20 protein-coding genes are annotated in these 19,901 nt (G+C 72.7%); 6 read left to right on the forward strand and 14 right to left on the reverse strand.

Translation table 11 applies throughout. The features are described 5' to 3' along the window. Positions 1-39: 39 nt before the first annotated feature. From panD to ABZ406_RS03760, 3 genes are all read right to left on the reverse strand, one after another. Positions 40-468, reverse strand: a complete 429-nt coding sequence (panD, locus tag ABZ406_RS03750) for an aspartate 1-decarboxylase (protein WP_357755796.1) — start codon at positions 466-468, stop codon at positions 40-42. Positions 469-512: 44 nt separating this feature from the next. After that, positions 513-1,361 carry a pantoate--beta-alanine ligase gene (panC, locus tag ABZ406_RS03755; protein WP_357755797.1) on the reverse strand — a complete coding sequence of 283 codons (849 nt, stop codon included), beginning with the start codon at positions 1,359-1,361 and terminating at the stop codon, positions 513-515. A 109-nt stretch (positions 1,362-1,470) separates the two neighbouring features. Continuing rightward, on the reverse strand, positions 1,471-2,445 hold the full coding sequence (locus ABZ406_RS03760) for a Rossmann-like and DUF2520 domain-containing protein (RefSeq protein WP_357755798.1): 975 nt from the start codon (positions 2,443-2,445) through the stop codon (positions 1,471-1,473). 320 nt (positions 2,446-2,765) lie between these two features. Between ABZ406_RS03760 and ABZ406_RS03765 the strand changes: the two genes are divergently transcribed. Next, positions 2,766-4,019 (forward strand): SAM-dependent methyltransferase, encoded by a 1,254-nt coding sequence (locus ABZ406_RS03765; protein WP_357755919.1) that lies wholly within the window; start codon positions 2,766-2,768, stop codon positions 4,017-4,019. Then, positions 4,016-5,203: an NADH-quinone oxidoreductase subunit D gene (locus ABZ406_RS03770; protein ID WP_355005951.1), complete on the forward strand. Its 1,188-nt coding sequence runs from the start codon at positions 4,016-4,018 to the stop codon at positions 5,201-5,203. Before ABZ406_RS03765 ends, ABZ406_RS03770 begins: the two co-directional genes overlap by 4 nt. A gap of 18 nt (positions 5,204-5,221) precedes the next feature. On the opposite strand, the gene ABZ406_RS03775 is transcribed toward ABZ406_RS03770, so the two are convergent. The 4 genes from ABZ406_RS03775 to ABZ406_RS03790 form a co-directional block, all read right to left on the reverse strand. Next, positions 5,222-6,946, reverse strand: a complete 1,725-nt coding sequence (locus ABZ406_RS03775; RefSeq protein WP_357755799.1) for a hypothetical protein — start codon at positions 6,944-6,946, stop codon at positions 5,222-5,224. Between the two features lie 108 nt (positions 6,947-7,054). Continuing rightward, positions 7,055-8,059: a glycine betaine ABC transporter substrate-binding protein gene (locus tag ABZ406_RS03780; RefSeq protein ID WP_357755800.1), complete on the reverse strand. Its 1,005-nt coding sequence runs from the start codon at positions 8,057-8,059 to the stop codon at positions 7,055-7,057. Between the two features lie 200 nt (positions 8,060-8,259). Beyond that, positions 8,260-9,000 (reverse strand): ABC transporter permease, encoded by a 741-nt coding sequence (locus ABZ406_RS03785; RefSeq protein ID WP_357755801.1) that lies wholly within the window; start codon positions 8,998-9,000, stop codon positions 8,260-8,262. Continuing rightward, positions 8,997-9,683: an ABC transporter permease gene (locus ABZ406_RS03790; RefSeq protein ID WP_238658416.1), complete on the reverse strand. Its 687-nt coding sequence runs from the start codon at positions 9,681-9,683 to the stop codon at positions 8,997-8,999. The genes ABZ406_RS03785 and ABZ406_RS03790 overlap by 4 nt, the downstream gene beginning before the upstream one ends. Positions 9,684-9,685: 2 nt before the next feature. Here ABZ406_RS03790 and ABZ406_RS03795 point away from each other — a divergent pair, with 2 nt between their 5' ends. Continuing rightward, a complete protein-coding gene (locus ABZ406_RS03795; RefSeq protein WP_357755802.1) occupies positions 9,686-10,690 on the forward strand; it encodes an ABC transporter ATP-binding protein in 1,005 nt (334 codons plus the stop codon). Between the two features lie 54 nt (positions 10,691-10,744). Here ABZ406_RS03795 and ABZ406_RS03800 read toward each other — a convergent pair whose 3' ends face one another. The 7 genes from ABZ406_RS03800 to folP all read right to left on the reverse strand — a co-directional run bounded on the left by ABZ406_RS03800 (position 10,745) and on the right by folP (position 15,339). Then, positions 10,745-11,293, reverse strand: a complete 549-nt coding sequence (locus ABZ406_RS03800; RefSeq protein WP_357755803.1) for a hypothetical protein — start codon at positions 11,291-11,293, stop codon at positions 10,745-10,747. A gap of 8 nt (positions 11,294-11,301) precedes the next feature. Next, the gene (locus tag ABZ406_RS03805; protein ID WP_357755804.1) at positions 11,302-11,610 is read right to left on the reverse strand and encodes a hypothetical protein; all 309 of its coding nucleotides are present in this window, start codon (positions 11,608-11,610) and stop codon (positions 11,302-11,304) included. 53 nt (positions 11,611-11,663) lie between these two features. Further along, entirely contained in the window at positions 11,664-12,878 is a 1,215-nt protein-coding gene (locus ABZ406_RS03810; protein WP_357755805.1) for an ABC transporter permease, read from the reverse strand. A gap of 119 nt (positions 12,879-12,997) precedes the next feature. Next, positions 12,998-13,534, reverse strand: a complete 537-nt coding sequence (locus ABZ406_RS03815) for a DUF3180 domain-containing protein (RefSeq protein ID WP_357755806.1) — start codon at positions 13,532-13,534, stop codon at positions 12,998-13,000. A gap of 19 nt (positions 13,535-13,553) precedes the next feature. After that, positions 13,554-14,081 (reverse strand): 2-amino-4-hydroxy-6-hydroxymethyldihydropteridine diphosphokinase, encoded by a 528-nt coding sequence (gene folK / locus ABZ406_RS03820; protein ID WP_357755807.1) that lies wholly within the window; start codon positions 14,079-14,081, stop codon positions 13,554-13,556. Then, on the reverse strand, positions 14,078-14,446 hold the full coding sequence (gene folB / locus ABZ406_RS03825; protein ID WP_357755808.1) for a dihydroneopterin aldolase: 369 nt from the start codon (positions 14,444-14,446) through the stop codon (positions 14,078-14,080). Before folB ends, folK begins: the two co-directional genes overlap by 4 nt. Further along, the gene (gene folP, locus ABZ406_RS03830) at positions 14,443-15,339 is read right to left on the reverse strand and encodes a dihydropteroate synthase (protein WP_357755809.1); all 897 of its coding nucleotides are present in this window, start codon (positions 15,337-15,339) and stop codon (positions 14,443-14,445) included. Before folP ends, folB begins: the two co-directional genes overlap by 4 nt. Positions 15,340-15,695: 356 nt before the next feature. On the opposite strand from folP, the gene ABZ406_RS03835 reads away from it, so the two are divergent. The 3 genes from ABZ406_RS03835 to ABZ406_RS03845 all read left to right on the forward strand — a co-directional run bounded on the left by ABZ406_RS03835 (position 15,696) and on the right by ABZ406_RS03845 (position 19,900). Next, complete coding sequence (locus ABZ406_RS03835) at positions 15,696-16,010, forward strand: hypothetical protein (protein ID WP_089018638.1); 315 nt, start codon at positions 15,696-15,698, stop codon at positions 16,008-16,010. 13 nt (positions 16,011-16,023) lie between these two features. Next, a complete protein-coding gene (locus ABZ406_RS03840) occupies positions 16,024-16,386 on the forward strand; it encodes a hypothetical protein (RefSeq protein ID WP_151488070.1) in 363 nt (120 codons plus the stop codon). 70 nt (positions 16,387-16,456) lie between these two features. Further along, complete coding sequence (locus ABZ406_RS03845; protein WP_357755810.1) at positions 16,457-19,900, forward strand: ATP-binding protein; 3,444 nt, start codon at positions 16,457-16,459, stop codon at positions 19,898-19,900. Position 19,901 lies beyond the last annotated feature (1 nt).

Below are 19,901 nucleotides of genomic sequence, written 5' to 3' on the forward strand. Positions count from 1 at the left end.
TGACCTTCCGGTAACAGACCGGAATCGCGGTACGCGGGATCAGACTCCGGACACCGCCAGCGGGCTGGGCACCGGATCTCCGGCCGTGCCGGGCGCCGCCGCAGCCGGGTCGGCACCCAACTCGATCACCCGGTTGTCGGCGTCGACGTGCACCACCCGTGGCCGGTACGACCTGGCCTCGGCGTCGTCCATCTGCCCGTAGGAGATCAGGATGACCAGGTCACCGGGGTGCACCAGATGCGCGGCGGCACCGTTGATGCCGATCACACCGCTGCCCCGCTCGCCCGGGATCACGTACGTCTCCAGGCGGGCGCCATTGGTGACGTCCACGATCGCCACCTGCTCCCCGGGGATCAGGTCGGCGGCGTCGAGCAGGTCCTCGTCCACGGTCACCGAACCGACGTAGTGCAGGTCGGCCTGGGTCACCGTCGCCCGGTGGATCTTCGACTTGAGCATGGTCCGCAACATCGGGGTGGCCTTTCGCGGGATTGGTGGAGGTAGGTGCGGCCGGGTCAGGGGCGCGGGGAGAGGTGGATCTCGGCGTTGTCGATCAACCGGGTGGCGCCCACCCACGCGGCGATGACCAGCCGGGCCGGCCCGGACACCGGCCCCGGCTCCAACTCGGGGTCGGTGAGCACCAGATAGTCGAGGCGGGCACCCGGCGTACCGGCGCCGAACGCGGCGTGCGCGGCGGTCAGCACCGCCCCCGCGTCCCGACCGTCGTCGGCGGCCCGCGCACCGGCCCGCAGTGCGGCGGACAAACTCAGCGCCGCGGCCCGCTCCGGCTCGCTCAGGTAACGGTTGCGGCTGGAGAGCGCCAACCCGTCCGACTCCCGGACGGTCGGCACACCGACCACCTCGACCGGCACGTCCAGATCGCGGGCCATCCGCCGGACCAGGGTGAGCTGCTGATAGTCCTTCTCGCCGAAGAACGCCAGGTCCGGCCGGGTGAGCTGAAGCAACTTCAGCACCACTGTCAGAACGCCATGGAAGAAGCCGGGGCGGCTCGCCCCCTCCAACTCACCGCCGAGCGGACCCGGATCGAGGCGTACGCGGGGCTGCCCGTCCGGGTACATGTCCGCCACCGACGGGGCGAAGACCAGATCGGCACCCGCCCGCCGGCAGACCTCCAGGTCGGCGTCGAGAGTGCGCGGGTAGCGGTCGAAGTCCTCGTTCGGGCCGAACTGCAACGGGTTCACGAAGATCGTCACCAGCACGTGGTCGGCCTGCTCCCGGGCCGCGCGCAGCAACGTCTCGTGCCCGGAGTGCAGCGCGCCCATGGTCATCACCACCCCGACAGTGCCCTTCAACCCGGCCCGGGCCTCGGTCAGGTCGGCGCGTGTGTGCACCACCCGGGTCACAGCGTCACCTGGGCTCGCGACTGCGGGGCTCGCAAAACCGGCTCACTCCTCGCGCTCACAGCGTCACCCTGGGCTCGCGACTGCGGGGCTCGCAAAACCGGCTCACTCCTCACGCGGCCACCTCCCGACCGCTGTCGGCCAGCACGCCGAGCAGCGACTGTGCGTCCACCGGCCGCAGCCGGCCGGCGGCGATCGCCCGGTCGGCGGTACGACGGGCCAGCGCCAGGTACGCGGGCACGGACTCCGGCGCGGTGGCCGCCAACCGGTCCAGGTGCCGTTGCACGGTGCCCGCGTCGCCTCGGGACACCGGGCCGGTCAACGCGTCGTCGCCGAGCCGCAGCGCGTTCTCCAGGGCGGCCCGCAGCAGCGGGGCGAGCACCTTCTCCGGCCGGGACACCCCGGCGTCCCGCAACCTGTCGGTCGCCTCGTTGACGAGGGTCACCAGGTGGTTGGCGCCGTGGGCCAGCGCGGCGTGGTAAAGCGGGCGGTCCGACTCGGCCACCCACTCGGGTACGCCACCGAGGTCGGCAACGAGCCGGGCGGCCAGCGGACGCAACTCCGCCGGGGCGGTCACCCCGTACGAGATGCCGTCCAGTCGGGAAAGGTCGTCCGGCGTACCGGTGAAGGTCATCGCGGGGTGCAGGGCGAGCGGCCGGGCGCCGGCTGCGACGGCCGGCCCGAGCACCGCCAGGCCGTGCGCTCCGGAGGTGTGCGCCACGATCTGGCCGGGATGCAACGCACCCCGCTCGGCGAGGTCGGTCACCACACCGGCCAGGGTGTCGTCCGGTACGGCGATCAGCAGCAGGTCGGCGGCGGCGTGGGCCACGGCGGCGACCGGGTGGCGGGGCACCTCGGGCAGCAGAAGGGCGAGGCGGGCGCGACTGGCACCGGAACTGCCGGAGACGGCGACCACCCGGTGCCCGGCGGCGGCGAGCGCGGCACCGAGCACGGCACCGACCCGACCGGCGCCAACGACACCGACGGTGAGCAGACGAGAGGTGGCGCGGGCGCCGGGAACGGCGCGATCCCACGAGGCGGCGGGCCCGTGCGGGGCGGCCGGACGCGGGCGCAACGGTGCGCTCATGACGACGATCCAGTCCTCGAGAAGGGGTACCGGTCGACGCAAGTATGCGCCCGCCCTACCGAACCCGGACAAGCATGTGTGAAAACCTTCACCACCGCCGGAACGCCCCGTCCGCACGCCGGACCAGCCCGCGTCGATCATGGAGTAGTGGTGCCTGTTTTAGCAGCGGGTAGGGCAATTGTCGCCCACCACAACTCCTTGATCGACGGGGGCCGGCGCGGGCGTGGCGACGCGGGCACCTCGCGGGCGACCGTAGGGTCGGCACGGTGACCGACGCGCGACGCGGGAATGAACCGGGGCCGATCCGGTGGCGGGACGCCATGGCCAGCGCCCTCTACGGGCCGGGCGGCTTCTTCGTCGCCGGCAGCGGGCCGGCCGACCACTTCCGCACCAGCGTGCACGCGTCCCCGGCCTTCGCCACCGCCCTGCTGCGGCTGCTCGAACAGGTGGACGCCGCCCTCGGCCACCCGGACCCGCTCGACGTCGTGGACGTCGGGGCAGGGCGTGGGGAACTCCTGGCGTCCATCGGGGTTGCGGTGGGGGTTTCCGGGGAGCCCGCCCACTCCGGGCAGTCAGGCTTGATCCCTCCGTGGTCGGGCTCCCCGGAAACCCCGACTCCCATGGCCTCCGCCGGTCAGACGCCCGACGAGCCGTCGTCCGGCACCGCCCGCCCGTCGCTCGCGGCGCGGATCCGCCTTACAGCAGTCGAGTACGCAGACCGCCCCGAGAACCTGCCCGAAGAGATCAACTGGACAGCCGAGATCCCCGCCGGCATCACCGGACTGTTGATCGCCACCGAGTGGCTTGACAACGTCCCGCTCGACGTGGCGGTGCACGCCGAGGACGGCTGGCGGTACGTGCTTGTCGACCCCGAGAGCGGTGCCGAGTCGATCGGTGCGCTGGTCAGCCCGGCTGATCTTGATTGGCTGACGACCTGGTGGCCCAGCCCTGGAGCCTCGCCCAGTACGGACAATTACCCGAATCCGGGGGTTACCCGGGGCGACGTGACAAGCGCGAGCGAGTCGGGTTTCCGGGCAGCCCGGCCGGCGCAGGGATCAAGCCTGACCGCCCGGAGCCGGCCGGGCTGCCCCGAAACCCCCCACCGCAACCAGGGAAGGGCCGAGATCGGTCGGACCAGGGACGAAGCCTGGGCCAACGCGGTCCGGAAGATCAGCCGAGGGCTCGCGGTGGCTGTCGACTACGGGCACCTGCGGGAGGCACGGCCCGTCGACGGGACGTTGACCGGGTACCGGGCTGGGCGGCAGGTGCCTCCGGTGCCCGACGGGTCGGGTGATGTCACCGCACACGTCGCCATGGACTCCGTCGCCTCCGCTGGTGCGGCGGTCGCCCGGTGCGCGTACTCCCTGGTCGTGCAGCGGGAGGCGCTGCGGACGCTCGGGGCCGACGGCGGGCGACCGCCGCTCAGCCTGGCCGGCACCGACCCGGTCGGCTACGTGCGGGCGCTGGCCGCCGCGTCGGCGGTGGCCGAACTGACCGACCCGGCCGGCCTCGGCGGGCACCTGTGGTTGCGTCAGCCGGTCGGCGTCCCCCTCGGAACGGCCGTGGCACGATGACGGGCATGACCACCGACGCCGGGGACCTCCGTGAACTGACCGTCGGCACCGGGGCCGGGCTGATCCCCGGCACCGGTGATCAGCAGCTCGGCACCGACATGGTGCTGAACATCGGCCCGCAGCACCCCTCCACGCACGGTGTGTTGCGGTTGAAGCTGGTGCTCGACGGCGAGCGGGTGGTCGCCTGCGAACCGATCGTCGGTTACATGCACCGGGGCGCGGAGAAGCTCTTCGAGGTACGCGACTACCGGCAGATCATCGTGCTGGCGAACCGGCACGACTGGCTCTCGGCGTTCTCCAACGAGCTGGGTGTGGTGCTCGCCGTGGAACGCCTGATGGGCATGGAGGTGCCGGAGCGGGCCACCTGGCTGCGGATGGCCCTCGCGGAGCTGAACCGGGTGCTCAACCACCTGATGTTCCTCGGCTCGTACCCGTTGGAGATCGGGGCGATCACACCGATCTTCTACGCCTTCCGGGAACGCGAAACCATCCAGGCGGTGATGGAGGAGGTCTCCGGCGGCCGGATCCACTACATGTTCAACCGGGTGGGTGGCCTCAAGGAGGAGGTGCCGTACGGGTGGACCGGGCGGGCCCGTGCGGCCATCGGCGAGGTACGCCGACGGCTGCCCGACCTGGACCACCTCATCCGACGGAACGAGATCTTCCTGGCCCGTACCGTCGGCGTGGGCGTGCTCTCCGCCGCGGACGCCGCCGCGTTCGGCGCGTCCGGGCCGGTGGCCCGGGCGTCCGGGCTCGACCTGGACCTGCGCCGCGACGACCCCTACCTGGCCTACGACGAGCTGGACGTGCCGGTGGTCACCAAGACCGCCGGCGACTGTCACGCCCGCTTCGAGGTGCTGCTCGACCAGGTGTACGCGTCGCTGGACCTCGCCGAGCAGTGCCTCGACCGGGTGGACCGGCTGACCGGGCCGATCAACACCCGGCTGCCGAAGGTGCTCAAGGCACCGGAGGGGCACACGTACGCCTGGACGGAGAACCCGCTCGGCATCAACGGCTACTACCTGGTGTCCCGGGGTGAGAAGACGCCGTGGCGGTTGAAGCTGCGCACCGCCTCGTACGCGAACGTGCAGGCGTTGGCCACCCTGCTCCCCGGCTGCCTGGTCCCGGACCTGATCGCGATCCTCGGCTCGATGTTCTTCGTGGTCGGCGACATCGACAAGTGAGCCGAACCGCCTGACCGGTCACCGCCAGCGGTCGGCGGGTGGCGTGCCACCGGCCCGCGGTACGTCGTCCTGGGGCGGGTAGCCGTAGCGCTCCTCGACCCGCCGCCGGCCGGGCCGCTCCGGCTCGGGTTCGGCCTGGTGGCCGCGTTGGCGCGGCGGGCGCCACTCGTCTGGCACCGGCACACCACCGACCGGCAGTGCGGGCGGTGCCGGTTCGGCCCGCCGGCCACCGTCGCGGTCGTGGCGTCGCGCCGGCTCGTCCCGGGGGTACGACTCCCGCTCCTCGTACCGGCCGGCGTCCTCGTAGCGGCGCGACTCCTGGTAGCGGCCGGCGTCCTCGGCACGGCGCGGGTCCCCGTAGCGGCCGGCGTCCTCGGCACGGCGCGGGTCCCCGTAGCGGCCGGCGTCCTCGGCACGGCGCGGGTCCTCGTGGCGGACGGCGGCCCAGCGGTCGGCCACCCGGTACTCGGTGCCGGTGGCGTCGGCGTGCACCTCGGCCCGGCGCTCGCCGACCCGCAATTCGCGCCCGTTCTCGTCGTCGCGGACGGCGGCCCACCGGTCACCCGTCCGCAACTGCGACCAGTACTCGCCGGTGTCGTCGGCCCTCAGCGGCGGCCCGGGCTGCGGTGCGGCGGCACCCGCCCGCTCCCGCTGCTCCGACCAGCCCCGATCCTCGGGGCTGTCCCACGACTCCGCTGCCGGCCGCTCCGGGCTGCGGTGCGAGCGGGCCGCCGGTGCCGGCTCGTCGCGCTGGGCGTAGCCGTCGCGCCGATCGGTCCACTCCGGTTCGTCGTGGCGGCCCGTCCAGCCCGGCGCGTCGCCGTACCCGGCTCCGGGGCGCTCCTCCGGCTCGCTCCTCGCCCGGCCGGCTGGGCGGGGGCGGTCTTCCGCGTCGCCGCCCCGGGTCCACTCCTGCGCGGGTGCGGTCCACTGCCCGGAGTACCCGCCGCCGTAGCGCCCGGACGACTCGGCCGGGCCGCCGTCCACCACAGTGTGTCGCGTTGTCACGTGCACGGTCTCGGTGTGTCGGACCACGCCACCCGGCCGGTGCGCCGCCTCGGGGCGGTCCTGCTCCCGGGAGCGCGCCGAGCCGTACGCGGTGGCGGCCGGCCGTTCCCCGCCGTACATCCCGGCGGCGGCCGGCTCCGGAGCCTCCCGGGCGTACCTCTGTTCGTCGTCGGCGGGGTGCTCGGGGTGCCCCCAGCGGGGCGCCTCGTCGGGGCCGGACACCCGGGCCCGGCCGGCCGGCGCGTCGCCCTGGACCCGGCTCCGGGCGACCGGTGCGTCGTCCACCGGCGGCTCGACGGCAGGCACCCGTGCCCGCCCGGGGCCGGCCGGCTCGACAGCGGGGGCCGCACCGGCGAGCGCGGCACCGCTGGCGTCGAGGCGGCGGCGGACCGCGGCGATCCCCTCCTGGGCCCGTTGCGCCTGGTCGAGTGCCTGGTTACCGCGCTGGGCGGCGGCCACGATCTCGCCGCGCAACTCTCGACGCAGCTCCTCGATCTCGTCCTGCAGCTCGTCGGTGCGGGCCGAGTCGCCCTCGCCGTCGGGCCGCAGCGCGATGGAGAGACCGATGAGCACCACCGCGAGGATGGCGAGCACCGCGGCGAAACGCAGCGGGCCGTTGCCGTCGGCCACCAGCAGGATCAGCGCCGCCACTGGCGCGAGAGCGACGCCCGCCCAGAAGAGCACTGTCAGCAGCGATGGTCGACGCCGGGCGTCAGTGATGGCCGGGGCTGGCATGGGTGTGCAGCCTACCGACGACAACCATCGGAGGGAACGGGGTCCCCGGACGCGCGGACGCCCCCGCCCGGTCCGGGCGGGGGCGTCCTCAGCTCGTGCGGAACAGGCTCAGCTGGTGGCGAAGGCACCGTCCGAGGAGAAGATCAGGCCCACACTGATCGAGCCGTCACGCAGCCCGCTCTTGGTGAGCGGTCCGCCCTGGTCCAGCGAGGAGAACTTGCCGACCGACAGGCCGTACGTCTTCTCCAGGCCCGGCTTGCAGAACGGGCGCTGCTCGCACTCCGGCGGGCCACCGAGCACCGTCGCGCTGCCGGAGCACTTGGCCGCCAGCTCGGACAGGGTCCGAACGCCGTACTTGTCGGCGAACGCCTGCGTCACCGCGAAGGCGTTCTGGTCCTGCGCGGCGGCCGGGGTGCCGAAGGTGATGCCCACCTTGTCGCCCTCGGCCTTGAGCGCGGTGACCGTCGCGTTGATGTCCGGCGACGAGACCGGCGGAGGAGTGCCGCCCTTGGCCTTGGTGTTCAGGAACTCGGCCATCGTCGCCGCGTACTCCGGGACGACCTGGATCTCGCCCTTCTCCAGCGCGGGCTCGTAGAGCTCCCGGTTGCCGATCTGCTGCACCTTCACCTGGTAGCCGGCGGCGGTGAGCGCGATCCGGTACAGCTCGCCGAGGATCTGGCTCTCGGCGAAGTTGCCGGCGCCCACTGTGATGTCGCCGCCCGGGCCCTTGGCGATGCCCGCGGTGAGGTTGTTCGCGCTGGCGAACTCCTCGGCCGCCACCTTGGCGGTCTTGCGGTCCTCGTTCACCGCCTTGTTGAGCTGGATCAGCTTCGGGGTGTCGAGCGTGGCGGATACCTTGTCCAGTGCGGCGAGCAACTGCGGGTTCGCCGCCTTGCTGTTGACCGCCGGGATGACGTTGTCGGAGTTCTGGAGCTTCTTGTCGTCCTGCAGGGCGATGAGCTGCTGACCGGCGACCGGGGCGCACCCGGCGCCGGAAGCGCTCGTCTGGGGTGCGTCGGTGCCGGACGAACCGGCGTCACCGCACCCGGTGAGAAGCGCTGCCCCAGCGACGGCGCTGACAGCCCCGATCGCCAGACGTGTACGTGCGCGCATGTGCCCGCCTTCCGTGTCCCGGCGCGGCCCGTTCCGGGCCGGCCGCGTGTCCGACGGGCGATCCTGACTGTCGGTCGCCCGCGAATGTCCACCCAACATGCTCCGGAGGCGACCGACAACTTGGGATGGACTTCGTCACCTCATCGTCACCGATCGGACGAAAGTGGGTCGCCGACTCGACGCGGGCTCACCCGGACGGGTCAGGCGCTCCCGGTGGCGTCGGCGGCCCGGGGCCGGCCCAGGCGCTGGCGGCCGCGCCGCAGCGGTTTGGGGGTCACCAGCCGTTCGACGCCGCCGAGGACCACCTCGGCCAGCAGCGCGAGCCCGGCCACCAGCACACCGCCGGCGACGATCTGCCCGCCCCCGGCCGCGATACCGATGCCGAAGCCGGTCCGGATGATCTGGCCCAGGCCGCCTCCGTTGACGAAGGACGCCAGCGCCGCCGTCGCGATCACCTGGACCGCCGCCGTCCGGAAGCCGGCCGCCAGGTAGGGCACCGCGAGCGGCAACTCCACCCGGCGCAGCAGCTGCGCGCCGGACAGGCCCATCCCCCGGGCCGCGTCGCGGGCCTCCGGGTCCACCTGCCGCACCCCGGTGTACGCGTTGGCCAGCAGCGGTGGCACGGCGAAGACGGCAAGCGCCACCACCACTGGTGTCTTGCCGAAGCCGCTGGCGAAGGCCACCGGCAGGATCGTCAGCAGTGCCAGCGTGGGGATGGCCAGGGTGGCGTTGGAGATCAGCACCACCAGGCCGCCGCCTCGGCCGACGTGCCCCAGCCAGAGCCCGAGCGGCCAGGCCACCAGGCAGCCGAGCGCCACCGCCAGGGCCGAGATCGTCAGGTGCTCGCCGAGCCGGTCCAGCAGGCCACCGGGGTTGGTCCAGTTCAACGGGTCGTTGATCCAGGTGACCGCCTGGCCGATCGGGTTCGCCGCGACGGTCACCGTGCCCTCCGGGTGGACCAGGGGGTCACCAGTCGGGCGACCAGGATGAGCAGCAGGTCGAGCACCACAGCGAGCGCCACGCAGAGCAGCGCGGCGGTCATGATCTCGGCCTTGTAGAGGTTGTTCTGGAAGCCCGCGAAGATCAACTGCCCGAGGCCGCCGTGCCCCACCAGCACCCCGACAGTGACCAACGCCACCGTCGAGACGGTCGCCAGCCGTACGCCGGTCACGATGCCCGGCAGCGCCAGCGGCAGGTCGATCCGGAACAGGCGCCTCCACCTGCCGTAACCCATGCCCTCGGCGGCCTCGCGGACCTCCGGAGGCACCTGGTTGAGACCGGCCACCACGTTGCGCACGATCAGCAGCAGCGCGTAGAGGACCAGCCCCACCAGCACCGTGGTCGCCCCGGTGCCCAGGTAGGGGGCGATGAACGCGAAGAGCGCCAACGACGGGATGGTGTAGACGACCCCGCTGACGGCGAGGATCGGCCCGGCGAGCGGCCGGAACCAGTACGCCAGCACGGACAACGGAAGCGCGATCAGCACCGCTATCAACACCGCCCGCCCGGTGAGGGAGGCGTGTTCGCGCACCGCGGCGAGGATCGTGTCAGAGTTGTCCCGCACGTACTGCCAGGAGAACCAGGGGTTACCCGGGTCGGCCCGGTAGCTCAGGCGGAAGGACATACGTGGACGTTACCCCGGAGGCTGCCAGCGTGGCCCAATCCCCTCGTGCGGCGTCGATCTCCCTACAGGGCATCCAGAAGCGCTACCCGAACGGCACCGAAGCCGTCCGGGACCTCAGCCTGGATGTCCAGGCCGGCGAACTGGTGGTGCTGATCGGCCCGTCCGGCTGCGGAAAGTCGACAGTGCTGCGGATGATCAACCGCCTGATCGAACCGTCGGCCGGCCGCATCACGCTCGGCGACGAGGACGTCACCGACGTCGACCCGGTGCGACTGCGCCGTCGGATCGGGTACGTGATCCAGAACGTCGGCCTCTTTCCACACCAGACGGTCCGGACCAACGTGGCCACCGTGCCCGGCCTGCTCCGCTGGCCCAAGGGCCAGACCCGGGCCCGGGTCGACGAACTGCTCGACCTGGTCGGGCTGGACCCGGCCGAGTTCGGCGGTCGCTACCCGCACGAGCTGTCGGGTGGCCAGCGGCAGCGGGTCGGGGTGGCCCGCGCACTCGCCGCCGATCCGGTGGTGCTGTTGATGGACGAGCCGTTCTCGGCAGTCGACCCGATCGTCCGGGGCCGCCTCCAGGAGGAGTTCCTGCGCCTGCAGGCCGAGGTACGCAAGACGATAGTGCTCGTCACCCACGACCTCGACGAGGCGGTCCGGCTCGGCGACCGGATCGCGGTGCTCTCCGAGGGCGGGCACCTGGAGCAGTACGACACGCCCGCCGCGCTGCTCGGCGCGCCCGCCACCCCGTTCGTCAGGGAGTTCGTCGGCGCCGACCGGGGCATCCGACGGTTGGCTGTCACCCCCCTCGACCGGGAGGCGCTGGAGCCGGTGCCGGCGGACGCCACACCGGACCTGCCCACCGTCGCGGTGGACGGCTCCGCGTACGACGCGTTGGCGGTCCTGCTCACCTCGGGTGGCGACCGGCTCCTGGTGACCGACGCCGGCCGGCCGGTGGGCACGCTGAGCCGACAGCGCCTTCTCGACCTCGGCCACCCCACGAGCTGAACCGGCCCGGTCGGGCCAGGCACGACAGTCGCGCCTGGCCCCGCGCCGGACTGGTCAGGCGCGACCGCCGAGGCTCGCGATGCCGATGATCCACCCGGTGAGGAAGCCGTAGCCGGCACCGGTGCTGGCGTCCTGCAGTGCCCCCAGCAGCGACGGTGCCGGGCCGAGCAGTGCCGCCAACACGGCCGCCAGCCCGCCGGCCAGCACGTACGCGGCCCAACCGGAGAAGAACTGGCTGACCGGGCCGGGCACCCTGGCGACCTGGGCGGCGGGCAGCAGATAGAGCAGGGCGACGGCGAGGACCACGAGCAGCACGGCCCGCAGGTCGGCGGCGAACAGCCCACCGGCCTGGCCGTCCGCGTCCAGCCGCCACGCCGGCCAGGCGAGCAGCCGCGCGTAGAAGGCGCCGGCTGACTCCGAGTCGGTCAGGGTGCCGGCCCACCTGGTGTACGCCGGACTGCCGCAGATGCCGACCAGCAGCAACACGGCGAGCGCGCCGGTGCCGGCGGCGGTGCCGTAGCGGCTCACCGGGCCGGAGCGGTGGATGAGCGACGCGATCCGCCCAGGCCCCGAACCGGTGGCTCGGGCCGACCTGGGCCGCACCGGGCGGCTCAGTGCTTCATCAGGTAGTCGATGAACGCGGCCCGCAGCAGCGGCGCCGACTCCTCGTAGCCGTGACCGGTCAACTCCCGCCACAACGCGTTGGCCTCGTCGATCGTCGGGCCGATCGAGTTCGGGGCGCCGTCCAGCACCGTGGCCTCGTCCGCGTTCGGCAGGCGACGCAGCACCGACCAGTAGAACCCCACGTCGCGCCGCTCCCGGGCCAGGGCGAACGCCCGCTCCCGCAACTCCTCGGTGGACAGCGCGTCAAGCTCCTGGAACGAGGTTCCGCCCGGGGTGGCGGCAGGTGTGTCGGTCATGCCGCCGAGCCTAACTGTCGAGATCAGCTCCGGCTCGGCGGACGCGACACGGCTCACCGCTCGTCGGTGTCCCACCGCCGCGGGCCGTCCTCCCACCGCGGATCCCGCCACGGGTCGACCGGTTGCGGCGCGGCCTGGGTCGGCAACGTGGGCGGCCAGTTGTCGACCGACTGCGGCTGCGGCATGGTCCAGCCCGAGCTGATCGTGCCGTCGCCGACCGGCTCGATCGGCTCGAGGCTGCCCGACCGTGGCCGCCCGAGCGTCTCGACCAGCCGGGTGGCCAGCAGCCCCACGCCAAGCGCCGCCCCGCCGACCGCCCAGTTGCTCAGCTCCCACCCACGCTCCGGCGCGTACACCTGGAAGACGGTGACCAGACCGACCGCCAGCAGCGTGCCGAACACCCCGCCCCGGCGACCGTACGCGCTGGTGCCAGCGAGCAGGGCCACGCCGATCGCGAGCACCGTCCAGTCCAGCCCCGTGGTGGGACTCACCGGCCCTCGGTCGTTGGCGGCGAGCAGCATGCCGGAGAGAGCGGCCAACACGGTGGAGATGACGAGCGCGACGGCGGTCACCACCGCGGCCACCGCGCCCCGCCGACGGGCCGGGTCGGCCATCGGTCGGTACCTGCCGACGAGCCGGCGGATCGCCCGGACCGCGCCGAACAGCCCGCCGAGGACCGCCACCGCGGCGAAACCGGCGAAGAGGTATCCGGCGCTGCCGCTGGGGTCGTAGTCGCCCTGCACCAGCACCGGTGCCGAACGGCGTTCGATGTACACCACCACCGCGGCGGCGCCGGCGAGGCTGGCGGCCCAACCCGGCACGTGCAGCACCACCACTGCCAGCGCCAGCGCGAGCCCGCCCACCGCGGCGACCGCCACGGCCGGGCCGATCGACGCCGGCAGGCCCCGGTCACCCTGCTCGGCGTAGTGCAGGGCCGCCGCCACCGCGATCGGGCCGACGGCCAGGTTCGGTGCCGCCGTCCGCAGGCTCAGCCCGGCGGCCAGGACGAGCAACCCCAACCCGACCGCGTCGATCAGCAGCGTGCGCAGGTTGCCGTCGCGCACGGCACCCGGATCCTCCTGCCAGAGCAGCCAGCTCACGGCCGCCAGCCCGGCCAGCAGCAGCAGCTCCCACCCCAGGTGTACGCCGATCCGGTCCCGGCCGGGCTCGCCGTGGCTGGGGTCGTCGAAGACGTTCTCCAGTACCGCGGCCGGCACCCCCGGCGAGGGTTCGGCCGACCGGTCCCGGCCCGCTTCCTCGTACCCCATGACGCCGCCTCCCCAGTGGCCGACCGTCCCCAGTCCGGCGCGCGGACGGACCCTGGGCGGCCCTTGCTCTCCGATCGCAGGCACCGTACCCGCGCCCGCAGCTGGGCGTAACCCCCTGCTCAGCGCTGGCCGGGGCGGCTGTCCCGTGGGTCCTGCTCGTGCTCGTCGTCCGGACGTTCCGGCACCCGGCAGGAGCGCTCGAGCCAGAGCGCTGCGCCGACCAGGGCAAGGGACGCCAGCAGGCCGCCGGCAGCGGCTGGTCGATCGTCGAGGGCGGCGCGGGTGGTCTCCGCGAAGAGCCAGCCGGTGAGCCCCGCGTAGAAGCCCGCGAAGATCGCCGCAGCCAGCGCCGACGCCTTGGCCAGGACCACGAAACGGGCGACAAGCAGCGGATTGACCGGCTCGCGGCCGGGCTTGCGCTCGATCCGACCGCGGGTGTTGGTCGCGGCGTACGCCTCCAGCACGGCGAGCCCGGCCAGCGTCACCACCGGAAGCCAGGGCAACCGGGGAATTCCGCTGTAGTAGAGGCTGCTGATCAGCAGCCAGGCCACCGCCGCCGCAGCCAGGCCGGCCACGACCAGGGTCGAGATCCGGGTGGGACCCATCCGGGACCCGTCCGGGCCCGACCCGCGGGGTGGGGGCTTCGCCTGCGTCATGCCGGCCGGTTCCGCTCGGTCATGCCGTCGACTCTAACGCCAACTCCGGCCGGGGACGCAGTTCCAACGCCTCGTCCGCCGCCGGGCCGGTGGTCAGCAGGTCGGTCAGCCAGCCGTGACCGGGCAGCCGACCGTACGGCTGGATGTCGATCCACGGACGCAGCACGAAGGCGCGCAGGTGGGCCCGCGGGTGCGGCAGGGTCAGCTCCGGGTCGTCGCTGATCACCGGCTCGTCGTCGTCGCTCCAGACCGCGATCACGTCCACGTCGAGGGTGCGCGGGCCGAACCGCCGCTGCGGGTCACGTTCGCGGCCGGCCGCGCGTTCCGCGTCGCGGGCCCGCACCAGCCAGTCGCGCGGGGTCGCGCTCTCGTCCTGGGCGAGCACCACAGCGTTGAGGTACGCCGGCTGGTCGGTGTCGCCCCACGGTGGAGTCTCGTACACCCCGGAGAGCACCAGGACCGTGTCACCGAGGGTGGCGACGGCTGTCCGCAGGTGCTCCAGTCGGTCGCCCAGGTTGCTGCCGAGCGAGAGGACCGCCCGGGTCACCGGTCACGCGTCCGGGTCATGGTGACTGCCACGTCGGTGAAGGTGTGCGGCACCGGAGCCTCCGGCTTGTGCACGGTGATCGTCGCCGCGTCGACCCGCTCGTCGGCCAGGCAGACCGCGAGGAGCCGGTCGGCGAGGGTCTCGATCAGGTTCACCGGCTCGCCGGTCACCACCTCGACCAGGCGCTCGGCCAGTTCGCCGTAGTGCACAGTGGCGGTGACGTCATCGCTGGCGGCAGCCGGCCCGAGGTCCAACTCCAGAACGGCGTCGACCACGAAGTCCTGCCCCTGTGCGCGTTCGAAGTCGTACACCCCGTGCCGGCCGTGCGCCCGCAGGCCGGTCAGCTGGATCCGATCCGTCGTCATCGCCGTACCTCATGCTCGTGATCGTGGTGGGGGCAGTTCGTGCCGGGTGCCGGCACGGCCAGGCGCGGGCTGCCGGTCGCCGCCCAGACGGCGAACGCGTCGGCGGTGGCCTGCACGTCGTGCACTCGTACGCCCCAGGCGCCGGCAGCGACCGCCAGCACGCTTGTCGCCACGGTGGCCGCCTCCCGCTGCGCGGTCGGACGCGGTGTGCCGTCCGCGGCGGCCAGCAACCCACCGAGGTACGACTTGCGGCTGGCCCCGAAGAGCAGCGGGTAGCCCAGGTCCAGCAGCTCCGGCAGACGGGCGCTCAGCTCCCAGTTGTGCGCTGCCGTCTTGGCGAAGCCGAGCCCGGGGTCGACGACGAGGCGGTCGGCGGCCACCCCGGTGGCGAGCGCCGCATCGACCCGTTGGGCCAGCTCGGCCCGGACCTCGGCCACCACGTCGGTGTAGGTGGCCAGCTCGCGCATCGCCCGGGAGTGCCCGCGCCAGTGCATCAGGACCCACGGGCAGTGCGCGTCGCGGACCACGCGGGCCATGTCCGGGTCGGCCAGGCCACCGGACACGTCGTTGACCACCGCCGCGCCGGCGGTCAGGGCGGCCTCCGCCACCCGGGCGCGGCTGGTGTCGATGCTGACCGTCACGCCGGCCGCGGTCAGCTCACGGATCACCGGCAACACCCGCTCCGCCTCGGTCGCGGCGTCGATCCGCTCGGCGCCCGGGCGGGTCGACTCGCCGCCGATGTCGACCAGGTGCGCACCGGCGTCGCGCAGACGGACGCCGTGTCCGATGGCAGCGTCCAGGTCGGCGTACCGTCCGCCGTCGGAGAAGGAGTCCGGTGTGACGTTGAGGACGCCCATCACCACCGGGCCCGAAGCCCGCACCAGATCGGTCACGGCTAGACGGTACCGGTCGCGGCAGCGGTGCCGAGCGACCCGGGTCGGCCCGGCACCACCACCCCTGACGTGCCGATTAGAACAGGTGTACGATCGGTCATCCGGGCAGCATCAGGCAGTCCCTTCGCGGCTTGTCGCAATCCGGGCCGGCCCGTACGCTTTGGAATTGGCCAGCATCGAGATGGCGAAGCTTGGAGGGAGGGCCGAAGCGGGGGAAAACCGCCCAAACCTCGCCACCCTCCGTGGTGAGTAACGAACGCAGGGTCAAGAACGCCATGCCCTGTGGAGCACTTTTCCCGCCAGGCTCACCTACTGCACCACCGCGGCACCGCCGGCCGCGCTATGGGGAGGTTCCAGTGATCGCCTTCGAGCTCATGGAGACGGCGTCGTCAAGCGTCGCCCACGCGCTCTCCACTCTGGCGTCGGCTCCGCTGGCGGAGCCGGCACCGAAGGGGATCGACACCAACAGTGTCGTCACCTTCTTCGCCAGCAAGATCGCGCCGATCCTGCTCGCCGTTCTCGGCGTCATCTTCATCGGCCGTGCCAGCCGAGGCGAGATTTCCAAGGTGCTGACCAGCTCCGCGATCGCCATCGTCGGGCTCGCCTTCATCGCCGGCGCGGCAACACTCTTCTTCGTCGGCGATTACCTGATCGACCTCATCTTCGAATAGGCGCGTTCACCAGATGCGGCTGCGCACCGACGACGACATCTACCGGGCCCGCCTGGTCTACCTCGGGCCGCCCGGCTACACCCTTCCGGTCCACCTGCCCTACGCCCAGTACGGGCTCTTCATCCTGCTGGTCCCCCTCTACATGTTCATCCACTGGCTGTTCACGTTCACTGTCGAGCTGTTCCCCGCCTGGGAGATCGCGCTCGCCATCGTGACCACGTCGTTCATCTTCCGGCACGTCGACCCCGATCGGCCGGCGCGGGTGGTCATCCGCACCGCGCTCACCGACTGGCGACGCACCCGGGAGCCGGCGGTCGAGCAGCGCGATCCGCGTCTGGTCGGCAGCCGGATCAGGATTCGGGAGGAGCTGGCATGACCGGACGTACGTCGAACGGTCCGTCGCGGGGCGCGGGCAAGGGTCTGCCGAGGGTCACCGAGGCGATCGCATGAGCCGCTCCTCCACGCCGGGCTCCCCGGCCGGCCGGCCGGGCGCACCCACCGGTCACCGAACGCACTCCTTCGACTACACCGAGGACGAGGACGAGGTCGCCCTCGACCCAGCGCTGGTGACGTCGCCCGGTCACGGTGCCGTCGGCGTGTTCCAGGCACCCCGCCCGGTCTCCCGACGGACGCCCACACCCGAGCCGACCGCCGTGTCGGCCGGTGAGAACGCCGACATCGACTCGCCCTTCCTCGACCTCTTCGGCGGGGGGCGACCCGGCACGGCCCGAGCCCTCACGTCCGGCCCGAGCACCAGTGAGCAGCCGACGATCCCGCATCAGCCGCCACCCACCGCCGGCCCGCCACCCGCCCGCATGGTTCCCGAACTCAAGCCACAGTGGACGCCCGCCGACCAGCCCGACAGCAGTGGCCGGCACGTCGAGCCCCGGCAAGGCGGTCACCCGGGCACCGATTCCCGGGTGCCGCACCAGGCCGGTGATCGACGCCCGATGCTCCGTCCAACGGACGAGCCGGACCCGTCCACCGGCCGTGACTCATCCGCGACAACCACCAACCCTGCCGGGCGCGGCGCATCGGCGACGACCAACGGCAGTGCCGGGCGCGGCCCATCCGCGACGTCGACCGGCCCGGCCGGACGGACGGCCGGCACGCCTGCTGTCGGACGACCCTCGGCCGCACCGCCAGCTCAGCCGGCCCGGCCCACGGCACCGGTCGAGCAGCCGGAAAGCATCACCCCCGCCGACCGGCCAGCTCTGGAACGCACGGCTCGCCGGCCCACCGGCAAAGAGGTCGCCCCGTCCCGTCAGCGGGCCACGAGCCGATCGGACCGTCCGGTCAAGCCGACCCGGGTACGCGCTCCAAAGATCAAATTTGGGGACCGGGACCCGTCCGTCGAGTTGGCCATCACCGAGATCGCCGGCCACCTGACCTTCACGCCGAACACCGTCACAGCCTGGTACTGGCTGCCCGAGGTCCGCTGGGCGTTCCGGCCGGATGCCGAACGCGAGGCGCTGCTGTCGGCGATCTCCGAGCAGTACGCCGGCCTGGCCGGCTTCCGACTGCACCTACGCCGCACCACCCGGCCGTTCCCCGCCGACGAGTGGGCACGCACCATCGACAGGCACACCTCGGCACCGCTGCCCGACGTGCCCGGCACCACCGGCTGGGCCGACCACCTGGTCGCCGCCCAACGGCACCTGATGGCCGTCAACCACGCCGAGGGGCAGACCTACCTCGGTGTCACCTTCGCCCGCCGCTCCCTCGGCGACTCACTCACCGAGCGGCTACTGCGCACCTTCGGCCGGGGCACCGCCGACGGCGAACGCCGCAAGCTCGGCCGCACCGTCGAGCAGTTCGACGAGGTGCTCGGCGCGTTCGGCATGCGCGGCCGGCGGGTCACCGCCCAGGAGCTGGAGTGGCTGCTGTACCGCTCGGTGGCGCTCTGCATGTCGCCGCCGAGCACGCTCTCCCCGGTCACCGACGGGCGCTGGGAGCGCGGCGACCTGCTCGCCATGACCGAGCAGGTCGAGCGCTACCGCACCCCGTACGGCTCGACGGTCAAGCTGGTCAATCGAATGACCGGCGAAGAGCGGCACGTGGCAGTGCTCGCGGTCGGCCGGATGGAACCGTTGGAGATCCCGGAACGGCACGAGCCGTGGCTGCACTTCCACGAGCGGCTGCCCTGGCCGATGGAGATCTCCACCCGCGTCGACATCCTCGGGTCCGGTGACTCCTTCCGCAATCTCGAACACCGGCTCCGGATGATCCGCTCCCAACAGCTCGACTACGCCGAACACGGCATCGACGCCCCTCCGGAACTGGAACGACTGGCCAAGCGCGCCCTGGTGATCGGCGACGAGATGACCACCGGCCTGCCTGTCGACTCGGCCCGTGCCCACGGCTGGCACCGGGTCGCGGTCGGCGGCCGGACCAGGGAGGAGTGCCTGGAGCGGGCCCGCCGGCTCATCCAGCTCTACTCCCGGGAACTGCGCATCTCGCTCCAGCACCCGAAGAACCAGGACTGGCTGGCCCGCGAGTTCATCCCCGGCGAGCCGATCGCCAACACCGGCTATGTCCGCCGCATGCCGGTGCCACTGCTCGCCGCCGCACTCCCCCAGGCCGCGTCGAACGTGGGCGACCGGCGAGGTGATCTGATCGGCCGGACCGCCGGCACCTGCCGCCGCCCGGTCTTCCTCGACCTGCACTTCCCCATGGAGGTCCGGGAACGCTCCGGGCTCGCGGTCTTCGTCGCCGAACCGGGCGGTGGCAAGTCGACACTGCTCGGTGCCCTGGGCTACCTGGCCGCCCGCCGAGGTGTCCAGGTGACACTGCTCGACCCGTCCGGGCCACTGGCCCGCCTCTGCGCGATGCCCGAACTGCGGCCGTACTCCCGGGTGTTGAACCTGACCGGCTCGGAACACGGCACCCTCGCGCCCTACTCGCTCATCCCGACGCCGCTGCGCTCCGAGTTCGGCATCGGGGCCGCCGGCGACCGGGAGTTCGAGATCGCGGTCTCCAACGCCCGAGCCGAGCGGCGGATGCTGGTCCAGGACATCTGCATGATGCTCGTTCCGCCGCAGGTGGCCAGGGAGGCGTCCACAGCCACCCTGTTCCGGCACGCCGTCCGCCAGGTCCCCGCCGAGGAGACCTCCACCCTCGACGACGTGGTCAGCTGCCTCGGGCGGCTCGACGACGACGCCGGCAAGGAACTGGCGAACCTCCTGCTGGACACCGCCGAGATGCCACTGGCAATGCTCTTCTTCGGCCGACCACCGGAAGGGCTGCTCGGCGCCGACGCGGCCCTCACCGTGATCACCATGGCCGGGCTACGGTTGCCCGACCTCAAGATCGAACGCGAGTACTGGTCAGCCGAAGAGGCCCTGGCCCTGCCGATGCTGCACACCGCGCACCGGCTCGCCGTCCGGCGCTGCTACGGCGGCTCGATGTCGTCCCGCAAACTCGTCGGCCTCGACGAGGCGCACTTCATGGAGGGCTGGCGGTCCGGCCGATCCTTCCTGGTCCGACTCGCCCGCGACTCCCGTAAGTGGAACCTGGCCGCGTTGGTCGCCTCCCAGAACCCCCGCGACATCCTCGGCCTCGACGTGCAGAACCTCGTCTCCACAGTCTTCGTCGGCCGCATCGCCGAGGACGCCGAGATCGCCTCCGAAGCCCTCCGGCTGCTCCGGGTGCCGGTCAACGACGGATACGAGGCGACACTCGCCTCGCTCTCCGCCGCCGACACCAACTCGGCCTCCCGCCTCGGCTTCCGGGAGTTCGTCATGCGCGACGTCGACGGCCGGGTGCAGAAGGTCCGCGTCGACGTCTCCTACGTCGAAGGGCTGCTGGACCACCTCGACACCACTCCCGCCGCGATCGCCGCGGCGGCCGGAGTCCTTCCGAGCATCCCCCTGCCCGATCTGGAGGCGTGAC

This window comes from Micromonospora sp. NPDC005710, assembly GCF_040630995.1.
Taxonomy (GTDB): domain Bacteria; phylum Actinomycetota; class Actinomycetes; order Mycobacteriales; family Micromonosporaceae; genus Micromonospora.

Excerpts from the sequence above, each read along its gene's own strand:
- ABZ406_RS03775 (WP_357755799.1), bottom strand. The coding sequence starts at position 6,946 with ATGCCAGCCCCGGCCATCACTGACGCCCGGCGTCGACCATCGCTGCTG.
- ABZ406_RS03815 (WP_357755806.1), bottom strand. The coding sequence starts at position 13,534 with ATGACGCAGGCGAAGCCCCCACCCCGCGGGTCGGGCCCGGACGGGTCC.
- ABZ406_RS03770 (WP_355005951.1), top strand. The coding sequence starts at position 4,016 with ATGACGGGCATGACCACCGACGCCGGGGACCTCCGTGAACTGACCGTC.
- ABZ406_RS03790 (WP_238658416.1), bottom strand. The coding sequence starts at position 9,683 with ATGTCCTTCCGCCTGAGCTACCGGGCCGACCCGGGTAACCCCTGGTTC.
- ABZ406_RS03780 (WP_357755800.1), bottom strand. The coding sequence starts at position 8,059 with ATGCGCGCACGTACACGTCTGGCGATCGGGGCTGTCAGCGCCGTCGCT.
- ABZ406_RS03805 (WP_357755804.1), bottom strand. The coding sequence starts at position 11,610 with ATGACCGACACACCTGCCGCCACCCCGGGCGGAACCTCGTTCCAGGAG.
- folB (WP_357755808.1), bottom strand. The coding sequence starts at position 14,446 with ATGACGACGGATCGGATCCAGCTGACCGGCCTGCGGGCGCACGGCCGG.
- ABZ406_RS03760 (WP_357755798.1), bottom strand. The coding sequence starts at position 2,445 with ATGAGCGCACCGTTGCGCCCGCGTCCGGCCGCCCCGCACGGGCCCGCC.
- panD (WP_357755796.1), bottom strand. The coding sequence starts at position 468 with ATGTTGCGGACCATGCTCAAGTCGAAGATCCACCGGGCGACGGTGACC.
- ABZ406_RS03810 (WP_357755805.1), bottom strand. The coding sequence starts at position 12,878 with ATGGGGTACGAGGAAGCGGGCCGGGACCGGTCGGCCGAACCCTCGCCG.
- ABZ406_RS03845 (WP_357755810.1), top strand. The coding sequence starts at position 16,457 with ATGAGCCGCTCCTCCACGCCGGGCTCCCCGGCCGGCCGGCCGGGCGCA.
- ABZ406_RS03840 (WP_151488070.1), top strand. The coding sequence starts at position 16,024 with ATGCGGCTGCGCACCGACGACGACATCTACCGGGCCCGCCTGGTCTAC.
- ABZ406_RS03765 (WP_357755919.1), top strand. The coding sequence starts at position 2,766 with ATGGCCAGCGCCCTCTACGGGCCGGGCGGCTTCTTCGTCGCCGGCAGC.